The sequence below is a fragment of the Marinobacter sp. EVN1 genome (assembly GCF_000475375.1).
Lineage (GTDB): Bacteria > Pseudomonadota > Gammaproteobacteria > Pseudomonadales > Oleiphilaceae > Marinobacter > Marinobacter nauticus.
Genome location: NZ_AXCB01000016.1, coordinates 36,951 through 56,160, shown reverse-complemented (window position 1 = coordinate 56,160; position 19,210 = coordinate 36,951). Strand labels below are relative to the sequence as shown.

Below are 19,210 nucleotides of genomic sequence, written 5' to 3'. Positions count from 1 at the left end.
TTTGCGCGCGAACACTAGCGGAGTCCCTATGTCCATACGCTTTTTCAAACACCTCGTGACCAGTCGTCTGTTACGGCCGGTGTTCATTGTGCTTCTGGTCGCTGGCCTGATTCAGGTCGTTGTCAGCCAATGGTTGATATCGAACCAGGTTGAGCGGCTGGTCGAAACCGCAGGCACCGCGCTGGTGGCCAGCAGCAATAATGTCAGCGCCTCGTTTGGTGAAACCCGGGAAGATGTCCGGGGCCGGCTTGAGCGTATGCGACAGAAAACCACCGACGAACTTTCCGCGGAACTCACCCGCCAGCAGACCGACCAGCAGGAGCGTGTGGCCGGTAATGTTCGTACAGCCGTTATGGCGGAAGCCCAGGGGCTCGCTGAGGTGCTGGCTGCCGTCGCTGCCCCTCTGATCTGGGATCGTGACATCCCACGCCTGACCGACCTGGTGGAACTGGCCGATGCCAGGGAGTCTGTTCTGTTTGCGATTTATTACGATCAATACGGTGAGCGTCTGACCCGCTATGTGGATCGCACGGACGATCGTGTTCGCACTCTTATGGAGCAGGGGGAAGGTCGTGGTGCTGCAAATCGGGTCCTGGATGCTGCCAGCCGGGATCCCGATGTGGTGATCATCAGCGCGGATATTGCGCCACAGGGTTCGGCCATCGGCGAGCTGAAACTTGGGTTGTCGCTTGAGGGCATCAATCGTGACCTGACTCAGCTCGAGTCGGAATTCGGAGCAACCATTGCGGGCAGTATTGATGCACTCAGGGAGACACTTGGCACCGAAACGGAGCAGGTAAACCAGCGGTTACAACAGCAGCTCGCAGCCATGGACACAGAAACCCGCACGAGCATGGAAAACACCGTGCAGGCATTGAATGACGAAGCCGAGAGCCTGTCCACCAAGCTATCGCTTCTGGCGGTGGTGTCGGTCGTAACCCTGGTTGTGCTTGTGGCTCTGGTACTGGGTGGCGGCGTACTGCCCAGGGTTTACCGCCTTAGCCAGGCGATCTGGGGGATTGCCGATGGCGAAGCCGATCTCACCCGGAGAGTCTCCCTTAAAGGCAATGACGAACTGACCGAAATGGGGCACGGAGTGAACCGGTTTATTGCTCGGATCCAGGAACTGGTCTCCGACGTCAAAGTGTCGGCAGAGTCCGCCGCCGGCCAGGCGCAGGCCCAGCGGGATATCAGTCGCCGCGCCGTGGCCGCGGTGAATCGCCAGGAGCAGGGTGTCGCACAGGTTTCCGGCACCATGGAGATGATGTCGCGCAGCATTTCTGAGGTTGCCGGTGATGTGCAGGATATTGCCGGCGAAGTCCGGAATGTCAGCGCCGAAAGTGCAGCCACGGCGGAGATTTCCCGTGAAGTGCGTGATCGTCTCGACAGCGTCGTGCGGAACGTTGAGCAAGCGGTCGCGGCGGTCAATCAGTTGGATGCCCAGAGTAAAGAGATTGGCTCGGTACTGTCCGTGATCGGAGCTATCGCGGAGCAGACCAACCTGCTGGCACTGAACGCCGCCATCGAAGCGGCGCGGGCTGGCGAGTCCGGTCGAGGGTTTGCGGTGGTGGCTGATGAAGTACGCACTCTGGCCAGCCGAACCCAGGAGTCGACCACCGAGATTCAGGCCATTATCGAAAGGTTGCAGCAAGGCAGTCGTCAGGCCGTCAGCACCATTAACGATGTGTCCGGTCAGGTCGCGGAATCCTCAACGGAGTTCCACCGGGCCGACGAGCACTTCGACCGCATTAACCAACTGCTGGCCAGCCTTCAGCAGCGGGCCCTTGAGATCTCCGGGGTGGCGGAAGATCAGAGTGGGCACGCCAGCGAAGTCAGCGTCAGCGTGCGTGAAATTGCCGATTCCTCACGGGAAACCGTTGATTCCATAACGCATTCGGACGAGGCCAGCGGTGAGATTGCAAGCACCCTGTCGGCCCTGCAAACAAAGGCATCCCAGTTCCGGGTCTAGCAGACCCGGACACGTTTCCAGAAACGATTCACGAAATTGTCATCATTCCTGACTGGACAAATCCAAAATTTGGGATTATTTTCCCATTTAATCATTTGGGAAAAATATCCCAATTATTGTGGCGCTGAAAAAAACGCGCCGGATTCTGTCAAATCAGTCGGGAGAAGGAAGATGAAGCGCAACGGACTTTCAAAAGCGATCAAGTTGGTTCTGGTTGGTACCTTGGCCGGCGGTCTGGCCGCCTGTGGTGGCGGTGGCTCCGGCTCCTCCGGTTCGGTGGGGGCGAGTGGCAATGCCGAGGGCACCAGCGTTGGTGCGGTGACCGGTTTTGGTAGCGTGTATGTCAACGGAACCCGGTTTGCGACCGATGGCAGCGTTAGCAGTGACGACGGCATCGAGCGTGAGGGCCAGCTTGAAAAAGGCATGGTGCTGAAAATCAAAGGTGACTGGGACGAGCGGGGCCAGGGCCAGGCCGACGCTGTGTTCTATGACGACACCCTGAGGGGGCCGCTGGTTGCGGCAACCTGGGATGCCACCGCCAGCACCGGACAGCTGGAGTTGCTGGGGCAGTTGGTTGTGCTTAACAACCAGACGGTATTCCGCGGAGCCACACCGGTTGAGCTTGCGGCCGCGCCTGCCAATTATCGGGTTCGGGTAAGCGGCTGGCGGCTGGATGACGGCAGCTTCCGGGCCAGCTTCGTGGGTGCTCGTTTGCTGGGCTCCGATTTTGACGATGTGAATGAGGCTGAACTTGAAGGCGTGGTCCAGAACCTGGATGCGCAGTTGCAGACCTTCACCATCAACGGTTTCACAGTGGATTACACCAGCGCGGTCGCGGATGACGATTTCAGTCTGGACCAACTGGAGAACGGGCTCGCGGTTGAGGTGGAAGGGCAGCTCAACGCAGACGGCGATGTCCTGCTCGCCGAGGAAATTGATGACGAAGATGACCTGTTCGACGATAACGACGACGTTGAAATTTCCGGTGATATCTATGATTTCGATGCGTCTGCCCGCACCTTCCGGATTAATGGCGTTCTGGTGCAGCTAAACGCTGAGACCGAGTTTGACGACATCAGCGAGGGCAGCCTCCAGGATGGCGTGTTCGTGAAAGTCGAGGGTGATTTCCGCAACAACACCCTGCTGGCGGAAGAAGTGGAAGGCCGGGAAGGCGATGCGGAACTGGATGGCATCATCCAGCAGATTGATCTCGACAACGAGTTGCTGGTGGTCAGTGGCGTTCGCGTTCAACTTACCGCAAATACCCTGATCGACGACGATGACAGCGATAACGACCTGCGTAATCGGGTTGATGACATCAACGCCTTCAGCGTTGGGGACTATGTCGAGGTGGAAGGTCGTCAGCGTACTGATCACCTTGAAGCCTTCACCATTGAGCGGGAAGACAGCGACGAAGATGATAACTTTGAGCTGGAGGCCAGAATCGATGCCATTTCTGATACGTCGCTGACCGTGATGAATCTTGAAATCCTGCTGAATGGCTTCAGCGTTGCGGGCCTTCAGGTTGGTGATGAAGCCGAGGTTGAGTACGACCAGACCATCGGCGGAGAGTATGTGTTGACCGCAAACCCCGAAAACTGAGGTTGAAGGACACAGGTTGCGGGGGATACCGCAACCTGTGTCTGGTTTTTCGGGGCAAGATGGGAATACAATCCCAAACATGACTGATGCCAAATCCAATCCCCTGCACCAAGCGCTGTTCCGCATTTTGCGCCCGATGGCCAGACTGCTGTTGCGCAATGGCGTACCGTTCGGCGAATTCTCTGAGCTGGTGAAAAGGGCGTATGTGGAGGCTGCGTTGGAGGATTTCTCTGACGGGCGCCGCAAACCAACCGATTCCAGAGCGGCAGTGATGACAGGCCTGACCCGCAAAGAAGTGCGAAAACAACGAGAGATATTGGCGGGGCAAAGCCCGGTCAGCGAACGAACCTCTCATGCCAATCGCGCTTCGCGTGTGGTGTCCGGATGGGTGCACGATGAGACCTATCAGGCTGCGAATGGACAGCCCGCGGTGCTGGCATTCGAGGGCGCCGGGAGCTTCAGTGAGCTGGTTCGAAAATACAGTGGCGATATGACTCCCAGAGCGGTACTGGATGAGCTCCAGCGGGTGGGGGTAGTCGCGGTTGAGCCGGATAATGGGTTCCTGATCCTGAAACAGCGGGCGTATGTGCCGGCCGGAGACAGCGAAGAAATGCTCCAGATCTTCGGAGAGGACGTATCTGATCTTGTAGCCACTATTGATCACAATCTGGTGAGTCGGGATGTCGGGCGTGAGCCGCTGTTCCAGCGCACCCTGACCTATAATGAAATACCACCAGAGGTGATTACTGCGTGGCGTGAACAAGCCGCAAGGCAGTCCCAGGCCCTGCTGGAAGATCTGGACAGCTGGTTAGGGCCTCACGACCGGGGAGTATCCGGCCAGGAGGGCGGCGAATCGGTACGGACCGGCGTCAGCATTTTCTATTTTGAAGAGCCGGTTCAGACGAACAAGAGCGGAGACGAATGATGATGGCTCTTAATGTCCCGACCGGACAGCCCCCGCGCTGGCAAACCACCGAACTGGTCAGCATGCTGCTTTCACCGGGCGCCCGTCAGGTGGTGAGATACTGGCTGAGTTCCGAGCATTTCCTGGATGAGCAGAACCACCCGAGGGTGGTGCTTGCAACGCCCCATGAACCACATTCCTTTGTTGACCTGGTGCAAATTGCCAACCCCAGCCTGGTGCCTTCGGTCGTGCTTGCGGAACTGCTTCGAAAGGGCATTGTGGAAACCCTGGAGAGCGGTCACGTTCTTTTAAAGAGAAGCGCTTATGCTCCCTGGGGTGCTACCGGTTCACTGAGCCTGGGCAATTACGATGATTTTGTTGATATCGACAAGCTACGACGACGCCACAACGACAGCTGACAATCAGTGGCGGGCCCGGATGGCCTGCAGGAGAGAATAATGTTCAGAGCAGTAACGCTTCACAGAATGCTGAAACTGGCCGCCGCACCGATCGCACTCGGCGTGTTGAGTGCCTGCGGCGGTGGTGGCGGTGGTGTCGACGTTGCCGACGGCGGCATCCGAGGCACTGGCTCCAGCGTTGGGCCGGTTTCCGGTTTCGGCAGTGTCTTCGTCAATGGCGTGAAGTTTGAGACGGATGGTCGCGTCAGCAGTGATGACGGCATTGAACGTGAAGACCAGTTACAGGAAGGCATGATCCTGAGGATCGAAGGCGAGTGGCGAGTTGATGGCCGGGGGAATGCGGAGTCGGTCGAGTACGACGATACCTTCCGTGGTCGTGTGGCCAATCTGACCCAGACCCTGGATGCCGACGGTATGGTCGAATCGGTGCAGTTCACCATTTATGAGCAGACTGTGGTTGCCGACCAGCAGACGGTGTTCAAGGACATTGCGCTTGAAACCCTGGCAGACGGCGCTTTCGTGCGCATCAGTGGCTGGCGTGAGCCGGACCCCAACGGTCGGTACCGGGCAAGCCACATTGGTTTGATGACGCAGGATGAAACCAACGTAGAGATTGAAGGCCGCATTGACGAGGGTTCATTGCAGCTGAATCTGAATCAGTTCAGCATTAACGGGCAGTCGGTCTCTTACACTGACAGCGCGTTCGCCGGGTCGCTGACGGAAGCCGATCTGGCCGATCTTCTGCTGGTGGAGGCCGAAGGTACGATCTCCAATGGCGTATTGATTGCCCGGGAAATCGACGAAGGCGAAACCCGTCGCTACCGTCGAGGCTCCGGCGATGACATTGAGTTTTCAGGCCCTGTGAGCACCGACTACAACGCATCGACCCGATCCTTCCACATCAACGGCCTGATCGTCTTTGTCGACGATAACACCGAGTTTGATGATGGCTTGTCGGCCTCGGATCTGACTGCCGGCATGCTGATACAGGTTGAGGGGGATTTCCAGGACAATGGCTCCGTACTGGCTGAAGAAATTGAAGCTCGGGAGGGCAACGCATCAGTAGACGGTGTCCTCGACGTCAACACGCTCAACTTCAACGACCAGACCTTCCGGGTTGGTGGTGTGTTGGTGCAGCTCACTCCACGGACGATCATCACCGACGATGACAGCGATCTGCGCCTGAAACTGGCGGACCTGAACGGCAGTTATCAGATAGAAGTGGAAGGTATTGAGCGGCAGTCCGGCTCTGGCGTTGCGCTTGAAGCGATAAAGGTTGAGCGCAATGAGGAAGACAATGGGCCAGCGGCGGATCGCGAGTATGAAAGCCAGGGTCAGCTCACGCAAGTCCAGGGGACCGTGTTTACGATCCTGGGAATTGATGTGCAAACCACGATAAATACCCAGTTCGAAGGCACCAGCCGCGACGAGTTGATTGATGCCTTCGATGCCGGGCAGCGGCCGGTACTTGAAGTAGAGTATAGCGAGCCAACACCGGGCAACTTCGTGGCCGATGAAATCGAACTGGAAAGCGAAGACTGAGCCATGAACCACCTCGCCCACACCTTCCTCGCCCCGGACTCACCGGAGGCGAGAGTGGGCAGTATTCTCGGGGATTTCACCCGGGGGCTGGACTGGGATCATGTGCCGTCGCCGGTGCTCGAGGGCGTGCGGCACCACCTGGCGGTTGATGTATTCACCGATCAGCATCCGCAGGTGCTGGCCAGTAAAAGCCTGTTCTCAAGGGAGCGCCGGCGCTTTGCCGGCGTGGCTCTGGATATCCTCTACGACCACTTTCTGCTCCGGCACTGGGAACAGTTCAGTGACTGGGACAAAAATACCTTTATCCGGACCGTATACCAGGAACTGCAAAGCCACCAGGCGCTAATGCCCGACAACATGGCGGTGGTGACCCGTCGCATGGTCGAGCATGACTGGTTTGGCGCCTATCAGGATATGGACAACATCGGCTATGCCCTCGATCGCGTGGCCAGCCGAATCCGCTTTGCCAACCGGTTTACCGGCATCATCGACGAAATCCGGGCCAATGAATCGGAACTGGAGGAACATTTTCTGGCCTTCTTTCCGGAACTTCAGGCCTTTGCCAATCGCTATCCGGAATCATCCCATCAGGCGTGAACGGGCCTGCTGATATTCCTCTTCCAATCGCTGAACCAACGCCTCAACCGACACCACATCGTTAATCTGACTCACACCCTGACCGGCGGACCAGACCGTCTTCCAGGCCTTGGCCTCATCGTCCATGGGCTTGAGCTTCTCGCCGTAATTCACATCGCCGGCCTGGTTCAGCTTCTGCATATCAAAGCCAGCGGCCTCCAGGCTCTGGCGCATAAAGCTGGCCGGTACACCGGACACCGCCGGGGTATGGATGATATCCGCTGATACGGCTTCGATGATCATGTTCCGATAGGCATCCTCTGCCTCGGATTCCTCGGTATTGATAAACCGTGTGCCCATATAGGCCAGATCTGCCCCCAGCGCCTGGGCTGCCAACAGATCCTCTCCGTGGGACAAACCGCCGGCCAGCAAAATGGTGCCATCGAACACCTCACGGATTTCATGCACCAGTACAAACGGGTTGGTGGTACCGGCATGGCCACCGGCGCCGGCGCTGACCGCAATGATGCCATCCACCCCGGCTTCTGCCGCCTTGCGGGCGTGTTTCTGATTGGTGACATCGTGGAATACCAGCCCGCCGTAACTGTGCACGGCTTCCACCACCTGGCTGGCCGCGCCCAGGGAGGTAATGACAATTGGCACCTGATGCTTTACGCACAGTTCAAGATCCGCTTGCCAGCGCGGGTTGGTGCGGTGCACCACCAGATTCACGGCATAGGGCGCGGTTGTCGCGCTTGGTTGCTGCGCTTGCCATTGCGCCAGCTCGTCATTCATCTGCACCAGCCATTGCTCGAAACCCTCACTGCTGCGCTGGTTCAGGGCTGGAAAACTGCCCACGATGCCGGCTTTGCAACAGGCAAGGGCCAGGCGGGGTGAGGAAATCAGAAACATGGGGGCGGCAATTAACGGAAGACGAAGCTGATTTTGGAGCTGTGCGGGAATTGGCATGTTGAGTCCTTGATTTTTATTGGAACTTTCTCAAGCTATGGGGGATCTTAGCCTGTTCCCGCAGAGCCGCGAAACCGGTTTTCTGAGATAGTGTGTTATTAACCTCCAGACAAGGAGCCCGTCATGGGTGAAGCAAAACGACGTAAACAGACCGGCGCCCCCTCGCCACGCAACACGCAGGGCCGCAAATCACTGATCATCGTCCTGTCACTGGTGATTGGGGTGGCCGTCATCGCCGGCCTGTATTTCGTCACCAAACCACCGGCACCCAGCTCCGAGGCACTTCCCGTGGCGGCCCCCAACGCCGACGAATTCCCGGCCATTGTCGACCAGTACGGCGTCTCCGTTGGCAACGAAGACGCGCCGGTTGTCGTCCGCGAGTTCGCCGACTACCAGTGCCCGGCCTGCGCCCGCTTCGCCGAAGCCAGCCAGCGCCTCAAGAAAGAATATGTGGAGTCCGGTAAAGTCCGTTTCGTCTATTTCGACCTGCCTCTGCGCCAGCATCAGAACGCCATGCCCGCCGCCCTGGCCGCCCGTTGTGCGGGTGATCAGGACCAGTACTGGGCCATGCACGACAAACTCTACGGTTCCCAGTTGGACTGGAGTGGTTCCAACGATCCGACGGCCACCTTCACCCGCTACGCCAATGACCTCGGCCTGGAAGAACGCCGCTTCCGTCGTTGCATGGAAACCGAATTGCACCGGGAAGCTGTCGAACAGAGCCTGCAAGTGGCTGTCCAGCTCCGGGTCGCCAGCACACCCACGGTCATGGTCGACAACATCCAGTTGACCCGGCCCGGCTGGGGCCAGTTGTCGGCGGTTGTAGAACGGGAGTTGGCCAAAGCGGAGTAATGCGGCCATCCGCAACTTGCATCGGGGGCCTGGTTGATTAAACTTTGCCCCCTCGCGCCCACCGGCCGTGACAAATATCAAATCATGCTCCGGATTTACGATCCGGCCCGCAGGAGAAAACCATGAGCAACGAAATCGTCGTCTGCGCACTCTACAAGTTCGCAGTCCTCAATGATTACAAAGATCTACGCCAGCCCTTGCTGAACCTGATGCTGGAAAAAGGCGTGCACGGCACCCTGCTGCTGGCCCGCGAAGGCATCAACGGAACCATCGCCGGCAGCCGAGAAGGCATCGACGCTGTGAAAGCGTGGATTGGCAAAGACGACCGCTTCAACGGCATCGACTACAAAGAATCCTTCGTCGATATCCAGCCGTTCAAACGCACCAAGGTCAAACTCAAGAAAGAAATCGTCACCATGGGCGTCGATGGCATCGATCCCAAGCGGATTGTCGGCACCTACGTGGAGCCGCAACAATGGAACGACCTGATCTCTGATCCGGACGTTGTCCTGGTCGACACCCGTAACCAGTACGAAGTCGAGATCGGCACTTTCAAAAACGCCGTCAATCCGGCCATTGACACCTTCCGCGAGTTTCCTGAGTATGTGAAGCAGAACCTCGACCCGCAGAAGCACAAGAAAGTCGCCATGTTCTGCACCGGCGGTATCCGCTGCGAGAAGTCTACGGCTTATCTGAAAGAGCAGGGCTTCGAAGAGGTGTATCACCTCAAGGGCGGCATCCTGAAGTACCTGGAAGAGGTTCCTCAGGAGCAGAGTCTGTGGCAGGGTGAGTGTTTCGTATTTGACGACCGGGTAACGGTGAATCACAACCTGGAACGTGGCGAATACGACCAGTGCCACGCCTGTCGCCGGCCGATTACCGAGGCCGACAAGCAGCGCCCGGAATACGAACAGGGTGTCAGTTGCCACCAGTGCATCGACAGCCTGACCGAAGAACAGAAAGCCCGTTTCAAGGAGCGTGAGCGCCAGATGCGCCTGGCCCGTGAGCGGGGAGAAGAACACGTCGGCGGCGAGGCCGCACGCATTATTGCTGAGCGAAAGGCCCGCAAGAAGGCCGAACGGGAAGCACAGGCGCGCAGGAGTCTGGAGGGGGAAAAGCAGCGTAAGTCTGCTGTGAATTAACAGCCCCTGAGTAAGGAGACAGTATGTTGATCAGAAAACCCCTGGCGGTTGCCTGCCTGGTGGTGGCCCCCGTGGCCTGGGCCCAGGAAAGCGGCAACGTCGAAGGTGAGGCTGAGCTTGGCATTTTGCTGACCTCTGGCAACACCGAAGAAACCAAGGTGAATGGTCGGCTGGCTCTCAAACATGAGACAACGATGTGGCGGAATACCGGCGAGTTCAGTTCCCGGTACACCGAAGCTGACGACGAAACCACCGCAGAGGAATATCAGGCTGCGCTGGAATCCGACTACAAGTTCGATGAGCAACAATACTGGTTTGTCAGAGGTTCCTGGGAAGACGATCGTTTCTCCGGTTACGACTTCGAGTCTACCTTGAGCACTGGTTACGGAAACCGAGTCTGGCAGGTGGGAGAGCGATCGTTCCTCGACCTTTCTGGAGGCCTGGGTTATCGGTATAACAAGCTTGAAGAGGTGAATGACGATGGCGACGACGCCGAGAAGGAAGCGATCGCAAGATTAGCCGCCCATTTCGACTACGCCTTATCCGACACCGCCCTGTTCCGGCAGAAGCTCAGTACCGAAATTGGACTGGATGAGAACAACACCATCAGCCAGTCCGAAACGTCCCTGCAGACCAGTATCGTGGGGTCGCTGTCGATGAAAGCGGCGTTCCGGGTAAAGCATGTATCCGATGCGCCCGCCGGTACCGACAAGACTGATACAGAAACCTCGTTGTCGTTGCTGTACGGGTTCTGACACACCCGGTAGCCACAAACAAAAACGGGGCAGGGGAATAATCCTCTGCCCCGTTTGTTTTTGGGGTTACACGTTGTTTCTCAGGCCCAGTTCGTCCGGGTAGGGCGTCAGGTATTTCTGGGAGTGCAGGTAGTCTACCGGTTCCTTACGTTGGGCCAGGCGCAGCAGCGTCATGGGCACCACCAGAGGTATCTCACCGCGCCGGTAGGCTTCGATCTGCTCCAGCAGCACGGTTTTTTCCTCGGCCGACATGCCTTCTTTCAGAAAACCCAGCAGATGCTGCATGGCATTCACATGCGAACCACGGCTTACCCGTTGGGTCATGGCTTCCATGAACTGATGGATGTAGCGGTCGGCAATCTGTTCCAGAGGTTCGGATTTGAGGTCGCCCAGCATCGGGCCCAGTTGTCGGTAGATCTTTTCTGAATGGGCCAGCAGCGTGAACTTGTGGCGGGTGTGGAAATCAATCAGCGCCTGCTTGGTCAGGTTTTCGCCTGCCACGTTCTGCATCCAGTCGTCGTAGGCAAATACCCGTTCAATGAAGTTTTCCCGCAGCATGTCATCGTGCAGACGGCCTTCCTCTTCCACCGGCATCAGCGGGTAGGCTTTCATCAGCGCCTCGGCGAACATACCGCGGCCATCCCTGTGCATGAAACTGCCTTCGGCGTTGTGAATCTTGATGCGTTCCATACCGCAACTGGGCGATTTCGCCATCAGGATGTAGCCGCGCAGGTTGGCCAGAGAGGGTAGTACTTCGGCAATGAAGTTCTGCATGCCTTCGGTGTGGTCTTTGCTGCCCTTGCTTTCCACCAGATGAAGACCGTCTTCATGCTCCCGCAGATGAATGGCGGGGCGGGGAACGCCAAGGCCGGCTTCAAGTTCCGGACAGATAGAGCGGAACTCGAAGTGCTTTGCCAGCACCTGGGTGCAGTAGCGGGAGTGTTTGTGGCCGCCGTCGTGCCGAACTTCCTTGCCCAACAGGCAAGTGCTGATGCCAACCGGTATACCGCTCACAGGCTTCTCCAATACACAAAAGTGACGTTACTGATACCGCTTACGTTCATTCAGTGTAAACCGATCAGAGCAATGCACCCAAGGTACTCATGAAGACGTTTTGTTACGTTTCTCCCGGGCAGCCAGGCTGGTCGCGTAAATGCCCCGGACATCCCGGGCAAATTGCTCGATGGAATAATCCTCGGCAAAGGCCCGGGCTTTGTCCGACAGCTCGGTGCGCAGTTTGTCGTCCTCAAGCAGCCTTTGGGCTTTCTCAATCCAGCGGGCCTGGTTCTCCGGAGTCTTGTAGCCGTTCAGGCCGTCCCGAACCACATCTTCAATGCCGCTGGAGCGAACCGCCACCACCGGCAGCCCGGCAGACATGGCTTCCAGAATTACCATGCCCTGGGTCTCGGATTTGGAGGCGAACAGGAAGGCATCGCCAAGGTTGTACCAGAGCGCCATCTCCTCCGGCTGAACCGCGCCCACCAGGGTAAAGTGAGAGCCCAGCTCCAGGCTGTCAATTTTCTTCTGTAGCCGGTCCCTCTGGTGGCCATCGCCAATCATCAGAAACCGGAACGGCACGTCGCTTTCCTGCCGCAGCCGGTCGATGGCTTCGATCATGAAGTCGATGTTCTTTTCGTTGGAAAGCCGGGCCACGCTGATAAAGACCTTCTCGTTGCTCAGCCCCAGTTTTTTCCGGAGTGCCTCCACGTCTGCGGGCTTCACAGCCTGGAAACGCTCGTACTCAATACCGGTGGGTTGTACGAAGGTGGGCGTGGTCACCCCGATCATCCGCAGGTATTCCTCGGTGGAGTAAGTCGGTACGATCACGCCATCGCAGCGGTTGGCGAAGCGCTTTATCAGAGCGTGGGAAATCAGGTTCCGGAACAGCATCCCGGGCAGGGGGACAAAGTGAGCGTAGTGCTCCAGACGGGTGTGATAGGTATAGATGGCCGGAATACGCAGCTGACGGGCCATAAACAGCCCCAGGCTACCCAGCCAGAACGGATGATGCAGGTGAATCACATCCGGCCGGAAGCCCCGTACCTGCTTGCGGATACGGGCCAGGAAAATATTGGCCAGACGGAATTCCCGTTTCTCGCCCATGGCCAGCAGTGAGGGTACCCGCACTACCGCATCTTCCTGGCTGGGCTGGTCGCGATACCGGGGCGCGACAATCTGGGTGCTATCTCCCAGATGTTCCAGGCCACGGCGCAGCCGTTCAATGGAAATCGGAACCCCGCCAATGAAAGGCAGATAGTTGTTGGTGAACATGGTGACCCGCAACGGCTTTTCGAGCCACGGGGTAGGGTCCAGGTCGTAATCCGGGTAGTAATCCTTGCCGATGAAGATGACCTGATAAAGCTTGATGGTCAGCGCCAAAAACACCGAGACGATCAGGATGAAGTTCAGATAGCCGGTGTAGAACAGGGAATACACGAAAAACCACAAGCTCTCCAGCCTCTTCCAGACCGGATGCTGGCCCACTTCCAGACGCTCCATCTGGTAGCTGACGTCGCCGTCTGGAGAGACCCGCACGTCCACGTAGTGGTAAAAGCTATCCTCCGTATTCAGCACCAGCCCGCCGGCACCCCCGGTGGTGATGTAGGGCGTGCCATCCACCACCTGCTCGTCAAAAAGCGACAGGTTGGCCGAAAACACCAGGTCGATGCCTTGCTCCCGAATCAGCTGCAGCAGCTCCTCCCGGAAGGCGGGAGGCTGCAGGTAGTCGTCTTCATCGTCGAACAGCGCTGGGGTTTCCGGTTGCAGCAGCGGGTGGCCAATAAACAGGATGTGGGCGTTGCTGGTGTCGTGGGCCAGAAGGTCCCGGAGCCAGCGCATCTGCCAGCGCCAGGGCGTTTTTCCGGTGCTGTCGAGGAAGATCAGCCGGGTATTACCGGCCCGCACACTGTAGAAATGGGGCCCGAAATGATCATAAAACCGGAAACTGCCAAAATTCTCGTATTCGTGCGGGCCGAAGGTGAGCAGATAGGGAATGTCCAGGTGGCTCAGGGTGCCATACAGTGCCCGGTATTTATCCTCGCCACCGCCGCTCACGGCATTGCCGGACGACACCAGAAAGTCCACACCGGCCTGATTCAGGGTCGGGATAAACCGGCGCTCGAAGATGCCCACGGAATTGTTGATGTTGCCCACCACCGCAAAACGGATACCGGAGCCTGGCGGAGTGCGTTGGTGGATGCGTTCAACCTGCTCGCTGTGCAGGGCCTCAAAGTCCTGTTTGAAGAAATTCAGGTACACCTTGTAGCCCACCAGCGCCACCACAATGGCCAGGCACAGATAGAACAGCAGTTTAAGCGGGTTACGACGGATCATTCCGGCCTCCGGTGGCTTTTGATCAGTTCCCTCTGCATCACCAGCAAACCGATGAGCATGCCCAGGTAGATAGTGAGAAAACGCCAGGCAATAGTGACCAGCACCAGGTGATTGCCCGACAGGATATCCCGGAAGAAACTGCCGAACACGCCTTCCGATATGCCAGAGGCCCCGGGAGTGGGGGAGAAATACATGATGAAGGTGGTTACCACCAGCAAGCCCAGAGTGGTCAGGTAATCCACCTCATAGCCCAGGCCGTGAATCAGCAGGGCGGGAAAACTGAACAGGCTGAGCAGGAACACGGCGGTGAACACTACCGACAGCAGTACGTCCCGTGGCGCGCCACGGAGGTATTCGCTGAAACACAGGGCAAACCGCAGCATTTCCCGCCGTAATTTGAACTGCCAGCGGTCGTGCCGGCGGTGGTTGATCAGATGTGCCTTGCGCAGGCCTGCGACAAGAGCGCTCAACGGCAGGATCATCCAGCGTGTCCGGAACAGCAGCACGGCAAAGAAGCCCAGATAGAGCGACACAAACACCGCCAGTGCGGTGCCGATACCGGACGACCAGATGCCGCCGTCCAGGGCCTCCAGGCTCAATAGAAAGACCGGTGTCAGTGAGAAAATGAACGCCACCGCGAGTACCGTGCGGATAGTGGTGGCCGCCGTGGCGCGGGCCACGGGCACCCCATGGCGGGTGAGATACCAGATCTGGGCAAACCCGCCCCCGGTGGCCATGGGCGTTACGTTGGAGAAAAACAGATTAATGAACACCAGCCGGAAGATCTTGCGCAATGGCAGCCGGTGCCCCAGCGCCTTGAGGGTGTAGTGCAGGCGCAGACCATCGGCCATGAAGTAGATCAGCAGCAGGGCCGCGACCGGCAACAGCAGAGTGGGAGAAAGCAGGCGATCGTCGAACTGGAAACTGCGGCCGGCGAAGCGGTCGTAGACCGCATACAGGCCGGCGCCGGTCATGACCAGGAACAACAGGGCGAAGGCCGTAAGCCGTCGCCAGGAAGTCCGTTTCTGGTAGTTGCTGTCAGTGCTGTTGGTCATGCTCTGCCCGTCTGTTGGTGGCGGGCAGTGTACCCTGTGCAGGGCAGTGCTTGTCCAGTTTGGCTTAGTGACCGTAAACCATCAGATTGGTGTTGGTGATGGCAAAGTCTGTGAACTGAACCGAGCCGATGCTGGTGTCACCCATGCGGAATACCGGCATGTCGATATCAGCCCGGAATTCCACATCGTGTACAGAAAGGCCTTCTTTGCCAGAAGCGGCACTGGTGCCCCGGGACAGGTTAGCCTTGGCATGGGCCATACCAAAGTGCCCCAGGGTATCCGCGCCACGGCGGTTATGAATCTGTAGCCCTTCAATGCCGACGGCGGCGAAGTTGAACAGCAGGATCACGTCGGCTGCGTCCCAGTTCAGGCTACCGTTGCTGATTTCGAAATGGGTATCGAGCTGCAGTTCGGAGCCGGACACCACGTTGCCATTGGCCAGGGTGCGCGTGGCGCCACCGTTATTGCGGATAACCAGATCGGTGGGGCCGATGTAGCCCTGCAGCAGGATGTTTGAGAACAGACTGGCGCTGCCTTCACTGCCGGTGGTGGTGATGCTGTCGATAGCCAGTTCGAAATCCACCGCCTGCAGATAGTCGGTCAGGCTGGTGGGGTCGCCGTAATCGCTGGCCCCCAGATGGATCACCAGGTCGCCGTTGTCGAACTGTTTGCCGAAACTGCCGCCAACCGAGTATTTCGCCAGCGCGTCCGCGACATCGGGATTACTGGTATCGAGCAGACCGGCGTTGGCGCGGCGTGCTATCTCGGAGAAACCGTGCTCCAGAACTTCGCCACTGCCCGCGATATCAATCGTCAGCTTCATGTTGTCCAGCACGGTATCGTTCTGGCCGGACAATCTCAGGCCGTTGATCCCCAGGGAGCCTTCATCGGTCCAGATCAGGTGATCAATATTGAGCTTGGTTTCCAGTTCAATGGTTACACCGGCCTGGCCAGTCACACCCGCCAGGGTTGTGTCATCCAGCGGCTGGAATTCGGCCATGGCAGGCACGGCTAATGAGGCACCGGCCATCAGACTCAGGCAGGCGAGGGATTTTCTGGCCTCAGGAATGAGAAAAGACATGTTGGCCCCGGTTCGTTCGACGATTTGTTGTTATTGATTGCTTCAGAACACCTGACGTGTGCTGATCAGCCGCAGGGACAACACAACCAGAGCTGCGGTCGTTAAAAGTTACACATTGTTACTTTAAGCCTGAAGGCGGGGGTGATCTGTGAGGCTGGTCACAACCTGAACAGTCGTGACCGGTGTTTCAATCCAGTGCCTGGCGGATGAGGTTTTTCTGATGTTCGGCGAAGCCCCGGATCAGCTCAGTGGCTTTGGTCGCATCTCTCGCCAACACCGCCTGCGGCAACTCCGAGAAAAACGTACTGGTGGTCGCGAGGCCCTTGCGGTAACGGTCTGCCCCCAGGTAATAGGTTCGGCTTACGGCAGGTTTGAAGTTGGACAGCGCTTCGGTCAGGTAGGGATTGGCGACAACCTGGCAGCAAGCTTCCATCACATTAAAGCTGGCTTCCACCACCCGGGTGATATCGGGTTGGGGCTCTTTTATCCGTTCGACCACCTGCGATACCGCCACCAGTAAACGGTCTTTGTCTGCCTCCTGCCAGCGCTCGCACAGGCGTGAGGCCAGCATCATCAGCAAATGCATATAGACGTCATAGAGCTCCGACGCGTACTCGGCATTCAGCTGGGTGGCAGAGGCTCCCTTCCGTGGTGTGATTTCCACCAGGTGCCATCGCTCCAGGGTATAGAGTGCCTCTTTCACGGATGCCCGGCTCACTTTCAGTTCTGAGGCCAGTGTGGCTTCCTGAATACGCTCTCCGGGACGGACCTGCCCGGTCATGATGCGTTCGGCCAGGAAATTGGCAATCTGCTCTGCCAGAGTATTGGGCACCTGAAAGTCCATAGGGGGCTCTGTCTGCTCGCTGTCGGGTTGTTAGACAAACGTGGAACGGCGGGAGTGTAGCACAGCCGGAGTAATGCCGGTCACTACCTTGAAATCTGCCTGTGGCGCACGCAGGTATAGGGTTTGAATCCTCCAAACGTAAGGGAAACCAACATGCCCAAGCATTTTGAGCAGGCCCCGGGCCTGTACGATGATCCCGTTCCCGAAACCGAAGGCTATGTCTTTAACCAGACCATGATGCGCATCAAGGAGCCTGAGCGTTCCATGGACTTCTACACCCGGGTACTGGGCATGCGCCTGGTTCGCAAGCTGGATTTCCCGGAAATGAAGTTCACGCTCTACTTCCTGGGTTACCTGGACGACAAGCAGGCCCAGTTTGTGCCAAACGATGATGGCCACCGGACTACCTACACCTTTGGCCGGGAAGCGATGCTGGAGCTTACCCATAACTGGGGCACCGAAGACGATGCCGACTTTGCCTACCACAACGGCAATGATGAGCCCCAGGGCTTCGGCCACATCGGCATTGCCGTGCCCGATGTCTACGCTGCCTGTGAGCGCTTCGAAAAGCTGGGCGTGGAATTCGTGAAAAAGCCCGACGACGGCAAAATGAAAGGCCTGGCGTTCATCAAAGACCCGGATGGCTACTGGATTGAGATCCTGCAGCCAGACATGCTGGAGAAACAGCGCAAGGACAGCTGATCACTACGCTGTTCCTGACCCCGGCGTTCAGCTTTCCTGACTGGCGCCGGGCGCCTTGCCATAGCGCGAGGCGACAATCACCGCCACCGTCAGAATGAACGCGCCCGCAACGCCAATCTGCCCCAGTTCCTCTCCCAGAATCAGCCAGGCCAGCAAGGCAATAAACAAAGGTTCGAGCACGACGACAATGCTGGATACCGTTGCCGGAGTGGTTTTCATCCCGGTAAAAAACAGCAGATAGCCAATGCAGGTGGGCACCACGCCAATGTACAGCACCATCAGCCAGTGCTTTAGCCCCATCGTCTCCAGCCCCGCAAAGCCGCCACTCAGGGCCACCACCGGCAACAGCAGCAGTGCGGCGGTACCAAAGCAGATAAAGGCGGTGGTAAACACCGGTGTGCCCGTTGAGTTGTAGCGGCTGGTCAGGGTGAAGCCGGTGTATACCGCCGCCGCCAGCAGCGCCATCAGAATGCCGGCCAACCGCAGGGTGCCGGCTGTGTCCATGTCACTGACCACCAGCATACCCGTGCCCAGAATCGCAGCAATGGCGGCCAGTACGGTCAGCAGCCCAGGTTTCTCGCCCAGTAGTGGGGCAGCCAGAATCGCCACCAGAACCGGTGGCAGGCACAGGGAAATCAGGGTGGCAATGCCGGCCCCGGTCAGATCTACCGCCAACAGGTAGCTGCCCTGGTAAAACGCCTGGAACAGCCCCAGGGCGGTAAGGGTGAGCATGGCCTTGCCGCTGAGCGAACGCAAAGTGCTGCCGGGCACCGTCTGGCCGGGATTGCGGGCCACCAGCTGCCGCTGTTCGCGCCACATCAGTAGCCAGAAGAATGGCAGCGCAACCACCAGGCGCAAAAAACCGAGGGTGATGGCCCCCAGTTCCGTACCGTTGAACAGAAACTTGGCGACAATCCCTGTAGTGGCCCAGAGCAAAGAGGCCAGGGCAATAAGAAGTGCTCCGTGGATCATGACAAACTGCCGGTTGGAGAAACAAACAGGCAAGGGTATCAGCGGTAAGTGCGTGGCGCTATAAGGGAAAGGAGAGGGGCAGCGAGGCTGCCCCGGGGGGTTATTTCACGGCGAGGCGGTCGGCGTTCTTTTCAACCGTACGCGCACCAATACCCTTCACATCGGCCAGTGCTTCAATGCTGGCAAAGGGGCCGTTAGCTTCGCGGTAGTCAATAATGGCCTGGGCTTTGCTCTCACCGACACCGCTCAGAGACGCCAGAGTGGCTACATCTGCGGTGTTGATGTTCACGGCGGGCTGCTCGCTGGCGAAGGCGGCAGAGCCAGTGATCAGGCTGAAAAACAGAACAAGGGTGGCCAGAAATGAGGTTGGTTTCATCGGTGATCTCCTGATTGTAATAACGTTGTTATGAACAGTCAGGCACGACAACCCATTGAGAGTGTTGGTGATTCGAAACGGTGCAGAATAAAAGGGGGACGTGGGTGCGAGGGCAGT

General features: G+C 58.0%; 18 protein-coding genes. 10 read left to right on the top strand and 8 right to left on the bottom strand.

The window, feature by feature from the left end; genetic code table 11:
* Positions 1-28 precede the first annotated feature (28 nt).
* The 6 genes from Q674_RS28085 (at position 29) to Q674_RS28060 (ending at position 7,033) form a co-directional block, all read left to right on the top strand.
* Complete coding sequence (locus Q674_RS28085; protein WP_023008540.1) at positions 29-1,969, top strand: methyl-accepting chemotaxis protein; 1,941 nt, start codon at positions 29-31, stop codon at positions 1,967-1,969.
* A gap of 171 nt (positions 1,970-2,140) precedes the next feature.
* Positions 2,141-3,571, top strand: coding sequence for a DUF5666 domain-containing protein (locus Q674_RS28080; protein WP_023008539.1), 1,431 nt, complete (start codon positions 2,141-2,143; stop codon positions 3,569-3,571).
* A 79-nt stretch (positions 3,572-3,650) separates the two neighbouring features.
* Positions 3,651-4,496: a DUF6502 family protein gene (locus Q674_RS28075; protein ID WP_023008538.1), complete on the top strand. Its 846-nt coding sequence runs from the start codon at positions 3,651-3,653 to the stop codon at positions 4,494-4,496.
* Entirely contained in the window at positions 4,493-4,894 is a 402-nt protein-coding gene (locus Q674_RS28070) for a hypothetical protein (protein WP_011786459.1), read from the top strand. Before Q674_RS28075 ends, Q674_RS28070 begins: the two co-directional genes overlap by 4 nt.
* Positions 4,895-4,933: 39 nt before the next feature.
* Positions 4,934-6,436 carry a DUF5666 domain-containing protein gene (locus Q674_RS28065; RefSeq protein WP_031209998.1) on the top strand — a complete coding sequence of 501 codons (1,503 nt, stop codon included), beginning with the start codon at positions 4,934-4,936 and terminating at the stop codon, positions 6,434-6,436.
* Positions 6,437-6,439: 3 nt separating this feature from the next.
* Positions 6,440-7,033, top strand: coding sequence for an ACP phosphodiesterase (locus tag Q674_RS28060; RefSeq protein ID WP_031209997.1), 594 nt, complete (start codon positions 6,440-6,442; stop codon positions 7,031-7,033).
* On the opposite strand, the gene Q674_RS28055 is transcribed toward Q674_RS28060, so the two are convergent.
* Complete coding sequence (locus tag Q674_RS28055) at positions 7,016-7,981, bottom strand: NAD(P)H-dependent flavin oxidoreductase (RefSeq protein ID WP_023008535.1); 966 nt, start codon at positions 7,979-7,981, stop codon at positions 7,016-7,018. The genes Q674_RS28060 and Q674_RS28055 overlap by 18 nt on opposite strands.
* 123 nt (positions 7,982-8,104) lie before the next feature.
* Between Q674_RS28055 and Q674_RS28050 the strand changes: the two genes are divergently transcribed.
* The 3 genes from Q674_RS28050 to Q674_RS28040 all read left to right on the top strand — a co-directional run bounded on the left by Q674_RS28050 (position 8,105) and on the right by Q674_RS28040 (position 10,730).
* Positions 8,105-8,833 carry a DsbA family protein gene (locus tag Q674_RS28050; RefSeq protein ID WP_011786455.1) on the top strand — a complete coding sequence of 243 codons (729 nt, stop codon included), beginning with the start codon at positions 8,105-8,107 and terminating at the stop codon, positions 8,831-8,833.
* A 122-nt stretch (positions 8,834-8,955) separates the two neighbouring features.
* Positions 8,956-9,975, top strand: coding sequence for a rhodanese-related sulfurtransferase (locus tag Q674_RS28045; protein WP_023008534.1), 1,020 nt, complete (start codon positions 8,956-8,958; stop codon positions 9,973-9,975).
* A gap of 23 nt (positions 9,976-9,998) precedes the next feature.
* The gene (locus tag Q674_RS28040; protein ID WP_022992418.1) at positions 9,999-10,730 is read left to right on the top strand and encodes a YdiY family protein; all 732 of its coding nucleotides are present in this window, start codon (positions 9,999-10,001) and stop codon (positions 10,728-10,730) included.
* Positions 10,731-10,796: 66 nt separating this feature from the next.
* Here Q674_RS28040 and Q674_RS28035 read toward each other — a convergent pair whose 3' ends face one another.
* The 5 genes from Q674_RS28035 to Q674_RS28015 all read right to left on the bottom strand — a co-directional run bounded on the left by Q674_RS28035 (position 10,797) and on the right by Q674_RS28015 (position 17,043).
* The gene (locus Q674_RS28035; protein ID WP_011786452.1) at positions 10,797-11,744 is read right to left on the bottom strand and encodes a YbgA family protein; all 948 of its coding nucleotides are present in this window, start codon (positions 11,742-11,744) and stop codon (positions 10,797-10,799) included.
* A gap of 87 nt (positions 11,745-11,831) precedes the next feature.
* Positions 11,832-14,063 (bottom strand): glycosyltransferase, encoded by a 2,232-nt coding sequence (locus tag Q674_RS28030; RefSeq protein ID WP_023008532.1) that lies wholly within the window; start codon positions 14,061-14,063, stop codon positions 11,832-11,834.
* Positions 14,060-15,118, bottom strand: a complete 1,059-nt coding sequence (locus Q674_RS28025) for a lysylphosphatidylglycerol synthase transmembrane domain-containing protein (protein ID WP_023008531.1) — start codon at positions 15,116-15,118, stop codon at positions 14,060-14,062. The genes Q674_RS28030 and Q674_RS28025 overlap by 4 nt, the downstream gene beginning before the upstream one ends.
* A 64-nt stretch (positions 15,119-15,182) precedes the next feature.
* On the bottom strand, positions 15,183-16,199 hold the full coding sequence (locus Q674_RS28020; RefSeq protein WP_014422388.1) for a DUF6160 family protein: 1,017 nt from the start codon (positions 16,197-16,199) through the stop codon (positions 15,183-15,185).
* Between the two features lie 187 nt (positions 16,200-16,386).
* Positions 16,387-17,043 carry a GntR family transcriptional regulator gene (locus tag Q674_RS28015; RefSeq protein ID WP_023008530.1) on the bottom strand — a complete coding sequence of 219 codons (657 nt, stop codon included), beginning with the start codon at positions 17,041-17,043 and terminating at the stop codon, positions 16,387-16,389.
* A 153-nt stretch (positions 17,044-17,196) separates the two neighbouring features.
* Here Q674_RS28015 and gloA point away from each other — a divergent pair, with 153 nt between their 5' ends.
* On the top strand, positions 17,197-17,745 hold the full coding sequence (gene gloA, locus Q674_RS28010; RefSeq protein WP_011786447.1) for a lactoylglutathione lyase: 549 nt from the start codon (positions 17,197-17,199) through the stop codon (positions 17,743-17,745).
* Positions 17,746-17,772: 27 nt separating this feature from the next.
* Here the strand turns inward: gloA and Q674_RS28005 are convergent, their stop codons facing one another.
* Complete coding sequence (locus tag Q674_RS28005; protein WP_023008529.1) at positions 17,773-18,717, bottom strand: DMT family transporter; 945 nt, start codon at positions 18,715-18,717, stop codon at positions 17,773-17,775.
* Between the two features lie 100 nt (positions 18,718-18,817).
* Positions 18,818-19,093, bottom strand: coding sequence for a ComEA family DNA-binding protein (locus Q674_RS28000; protein WP_023008528.1), 276 nt, complete (start codon positions 19,091-19,093; stop codon positions 18,818-18,820).
* Positions 19,094-19,210 lie beyond the last annotated feature (117 nt).